Genomic DNA, 4,660 nt, shown 5'->3' on the forward strand with positions numbered 1-4,660 from the left:
AGAATCTGACCTTCTTGCTGAGCCCGCTCTCGCCCGGCTTCACTTCGATTACAAGATGCAGCAATTTCACAGCCTAAGGCTCTAAAAACCTCAATATGCTTACGAGCAATATTCCCGTAGCCGACGATACCAATTCGCATCATGTCACCGGTAACCATAAAGAGCGTCCCTCGGTAGAATCTACTGGAAGATTCACAGGGCGATTCTCATTGTTAGAAGAAAGATATGCCGCTACTAAAACTTCAACCGACTGCATGCCGGCCTTGGCGTCACTGCAAATTGGCTCATCAGAAATGAGGTCTTCAATCACCGCTTGAGTCATTTGAATGATATCGCACCGAACTGATAAACCCGCTGGCAATTCCACATTACTGTATTCCCGATACTTGCCTGGTGTTGGCTTAAAATTTGGGTCAGTCACAATAATTTCAGACTGATTCAGCTTCTCATCCGCCCGAACTCGGGCCGCAGTCAATGTTGCTTCCAGGCAAAGAGGACCAACGCCATCTTCAACCTGGTGAATAACCGCCCGGCAACTCTCCCCAAATTCCATCACCACCATACCGCCGGGGTCGACGAACTGATCACCTCGAGGGTTTTTCCCTTTAGGCTCATCGACCCAACCCGTAACTCGCGTGGGAGTACGACCAACCAGGTATGTCATCAAGTCAAACCAGTGAATTGCCTTACAGCCGAGTCCGATACCAGGGCACTGAAAATAAAGTCCCCGAATCTCTCCCCACTCCCCTGAAGCAAAGCGTTCTCGCAGCCAGCGATAATAAGGATGATATCGGCGCCCATGACTCACAGCGATTCGGGCCCCGGCTTCTGCGGCCAACGTACTGATTTCATCGCACTCGGCAATTGAACAACCCATAGGTTTTTCAATCATGAGATACTTCGCGCCTGTTTTTAGAGCAGACTCAACCAGACTTCGATGGCTTGGACCCGTGGTAGCAATACAGCAAACATCGATTTCGGCGCCTGCCACTAAATCATCCACGCTTTTGAATCGGCTCACGCTCTCGGGTAAATCCACTGCATCGAGAGCTTCTTGGGAAAGGTCAACGACCGCAACGAGTTCTAATCCATCAATCTGACGAACTGCTTGAACCACACGGCGGCCATGAGGGCCAAGACCAATTACAGCTGCTTTCATTGTACTGTACTCACTTATCTATATGGGACGCGGTTGAAGCGCAGTCCAAATATTTTTGCACCACCTCTTCAACACGTTCACGATTCGGAGGATTTGCCATACCTGGGTTCAACACAACCATCACAGTTTTCACAAGAACTTGGAAATCACTCAAACAGGTGCGCTCAAACAAATAATCTCTATAGCCGAGAAGCTTATAAGGCTGGAGCGTGGATTTATAAAAGTCCTCACGAGCACCATCCACCGCCGCCAAGAGTTCCTCTTCGTTTCGCAGATTGATGGTGACAGGGTCTGTAATGCCTGGACGGGCCAGTAAAACGGTATTCCATAGCTCTTTATTTAAATCGACGTATTCAACAGCTTCAGGACGAGGCCCAACCAGTGCCATGGTGCCGTTTACGACATTCCATAACTCCGGCAATTCATCGAGCTTAGACTTACGAAGGATTTTGCCAATAGACGTAATCCGAGGATCACCCTTCACCGTCACCTTGGGCCCGGTATTAGAATCGGCCATGGTTCGAAACTTATAGAGGGTAAATGCCTTACCATTTCGCCCCATTCTCTGTTGCCGAAACAAAATGGGCCCTTTGGAGGAACACGCCACTGCAGCGGCACAACCTGCTAAAATAGGAGACGCAACGACAAGACCCAACCCCGCGATAAGCTTTTGCAGAGAGCTGGGCATGCCTTCGTTTACAGCACGATGGTTTGATTTGTCAGAACTTGATTTCAAAGACATTGATTGATTCCGGACTCAGTGCTCCAGGCTTTATGCCTTGAAGATGTGATCTCGAGCACCACTATAAGACTCCGTCGCATTACGAGTATCCACAATCAGCGAAGCAAGTTCACAAACACGGTTATAATCGACCACATCGTGATCAGTTGCGATCAATACAGCATCAGCCCCACGTAAAACTTCTTCAGACAATTCTTGCGATTCCATCTGTAAATCGTGCTCGCGCATTTTATGAGTCTTGGGCACGAAGGGATCATGATATGAAACTTCTGCCCCACGCTCCTGAAGCATTTCAATCAAAGTCAATGATGGCGACTCTCGCTGATCGTCCACGTTCTTCTTGTATGCCAGTCCTAAAACGAGAATCTTTGACCCATTGATCGGCTTCTTCTGGCTATTAAGAGCTTCGGCCATTCGCTCAATAACATAGCGAGGCATACTTGTGTTCACCTCACCCGCCAATTCGATGAAGCGAGTCGAAAGACCAAACTCTCGTGCCTTCCAGGTCAAATAAAACGGGTCAATCGGTATACAGTGTCCGCCTAAGCCTGGCCCCGGGTAAAAGGGCATAAAACCAAAGGGCTTCGTTGCCGCTGCCTGGATAACTTCCCAAACATCAACGCCCATCTCATGACAGACCACCTTTAACTCGTTCACAAGTGCAATATTCACACTTCGAAAGATATTCTCGAGTAACTTTGTCATCTCTGCAACTTCAGTGCTTGAGACTGGGACAACTTCACTGATGGAAGTCTTATAAAGCTCACATGCAATCTCTGTGCAGCGTCCGGTTAAACCACCAACGACTTTCGGAATCGTGCTGGTTCCAAATTTCGCATTGCCGGGATCTTCGCGCTCTGGACTGTAGGCCAAATGAAAATCTTCCCCCGCTCGCAATCCCGACACTTCCTCAAGAATATCTTTGAGTAATACCCTGGTCGTTCCAGGGTATGTTGTGGACTCCAAGGCAACCAATTGCTTGGGCTGCAGATACGGAGCGATATTACGAGCAGTGCCCTCAATATAACTCATATCTGGTTCTCGATTTTTGTTCAGCGGTGTCGGAACGCACAAAATAATAGCATCACATTCAGTGATTTTGCTAAAATCGGTCGTTGGCTCAAACTGAGAATTTTCTATCAGGGGATCTACAGTAGAGGCTGGGATATGCCTGATATAACTTTTACCTGTTGTAAGAGCCGTAATTTTCTTTTGGTCGATATCAAAACCGATAATCTTAAAGCCCGGGCGCGAAAAACTAAGCACCAGCGGTAGGCCAACATAACCAAGGCCCACAACACCCACGGTTGCTTTACCGTCTCTGATTTTAGATAGAATATTTTCAGTCGTCACTGCATCGCCCCTGCATCAATCAATGGGTTCATCAACTCAGGAAAAGAGCTGAATATCCCTCTGGGAATACGGGCAAATGCCAAAGAACCACGGCACTGTCAATCTCACCCAGATCACGCGAAATGGCCGTATTTTAAGGAAAAGAAGACTCTTTAAGTAGACAAAATAGGAGATCCACGTGCTTCTAGTCGAAGTTGGAACGCTTTCTCCTAACAAATCCATCGGTTCGTCGGACATCTCAAGGTGCATATAAAGGAAAACCACCGTGAAATCAGTCATTCAAGTTCTTGCAAAGGTCCTAAGTGCGGAATATCCCCTGCATCAAGCATACTTGAATACCCCGGGTGTCACGTTGCTCCGGGGACTCTTTAAACAACTGTAGGGTATTCGTGCTATTTAATTCGCTTCAATTTCCCGTCTTCCTTCTGGCGGTTGTTCTTGTTTACTGGATGCTCCAAAAGCGAGCACAAAACACACTCCTGCTTGTGGCCAGTTATTACTTTTATGGCAGTTGGAACTGGAAATTTCTTGGGCTCATTCTCCTATCGACCATTATCGATTACACCCTAAGTCAGCGGCTTGCACAGACCCAAGAGACAGCCAGGCGCAAGCGACTGGTCCTGATCAGTATTGTGGTCAACCTTGGGATTCTAGCCACCTTTAAGTACTTTAACTTTTTTGCAGGAAGCCTTTACGAGCTCTTAATGGGCTTGGGCATTCAAACCGATCCACTGGTTCTCAATGTCATCCTTCCCGTGGGCATCAGCTTCTATACCTTTCAAACCATGGGTTACACCATCGATGTGTACCGTAAGCAGACCGAACCATGTGGTGACCCTTTAAACTTTGCCCTCTATGTTTGTTTTTTTCCTCAATTGGTCGCCGGACCGATTGAACGTGCTTCACGTCTTATTCCTCAAATTGAAAACCCAAGAACATTCTCCAGCGCAGTCTTTCAAAAAGGTATTTTCTTAATCGCCTGGGGAATGTGGAAAAAAGTCGTCATCGCCGACAACATGGCCGTGATTGTCGACCAGCTCTTTACTCAAGAAGCATCCACTGGCTTTGCAAGCTTATTGGCGGGCTATGGCTTTGCGCTTCAGATATACTGCGATTTTTCTGGTTATACGGATATTGCGCGAGGCACCGCACTGCTTCTTGGATTTAATCTTTGTGAAAACTTCAACCTCCCCTATTTTTCACAATCGATTCAAGAGTTCTGGCGAAGATGGCATATGAGTTTATCAGCCTGGTTGCGTGACTATCTCTACATTCCATTGGGCGGCAACCGTAAGGGAACTCGGCGAACCTATATCAACTTGATGACAACCATGCTTCTCGGCGGCCTTTGGCACGGTGCGGCCTGGACCTTCGTTATCTGGGGCGGCCTGCATGGGTCTATGCTC

The 4,660-nt window shown here is 47.7% G+C and carries 5 protein-coding genes; 1 reads left to right on the forward strand and 4 read right to left on the reverse strand.

Annotated elements, in window-relative coordinates:
• From HOK28_13030 to HOK28_13045, 4 genes are all read right to left on the reverse strand, one after another.
• On the reverse strand, positions 1-158 hold a 158-nt coding region (locus HOK28_13030; GenBank protein ID MBT6434016.1), incomplete at its 3' end, for a hypothetical protein.
• Positions 140-1,159 carry a Gfo/Idh/MocA family oxidoreductase gene (locus HOK28_13035; GenBank protein ID MBT6434017.1) on the reverse strand — a complete coding sequence of 340 codons (1,020 nt, stop codon included), beginning with the start codon at positions 1,157-1,159 and terminating at the stop codon, positions 140-142. The genes HOK28_13030 and HOK28_13035, both read right to left, overlap by 19 nt.
• Positions 1,160-1,169: 10 nt before the next feature.
• Positions 1,170-1,901 (reverse strand): sugar transferase, encoded by a 732-nt coding sequence (locus HOK28_13040; GenBank protein MBT6434018.1) that lies wholly within the window; start codon positions 1,899-1,901, stop codon positions 1,170-1,172.
• Between the two features lie 30 nt (positions 1,902-1,931).
• Positions 1,932-3,254, reverse strand: coding sequence for a nucleotide sugar dehydrogenase (locus HOK28_13045; protein ID MBT6434019.1), 1,323 nt, complete (start codon positions 3,252-3,254; stop codon positions 1,932-1,934).
• A 389-nt stretch (positions 3,255-3,643) separates the two neighbouring features.
• Between HOK28_13045 and HOK28_13050 the strand changes: the two genes are divergently transcribed.
• Positions 3,644-4,660 (forward strand): MBOAT family protein (locus HOK28_13050; GenBank protein ID MBT6434020.1); only part of this gene is annotated, 1,017 nt, incomplete at its 3' end.

Source organism: Deltaproteobacteria bacterium, assembly GCA_018668695.1.
GTDB lineage: Bacteria > Myxococcota > XYA12-FULL-58-9 > XYA12-FULL-58-9 > JABJBS01 > JABJBS01.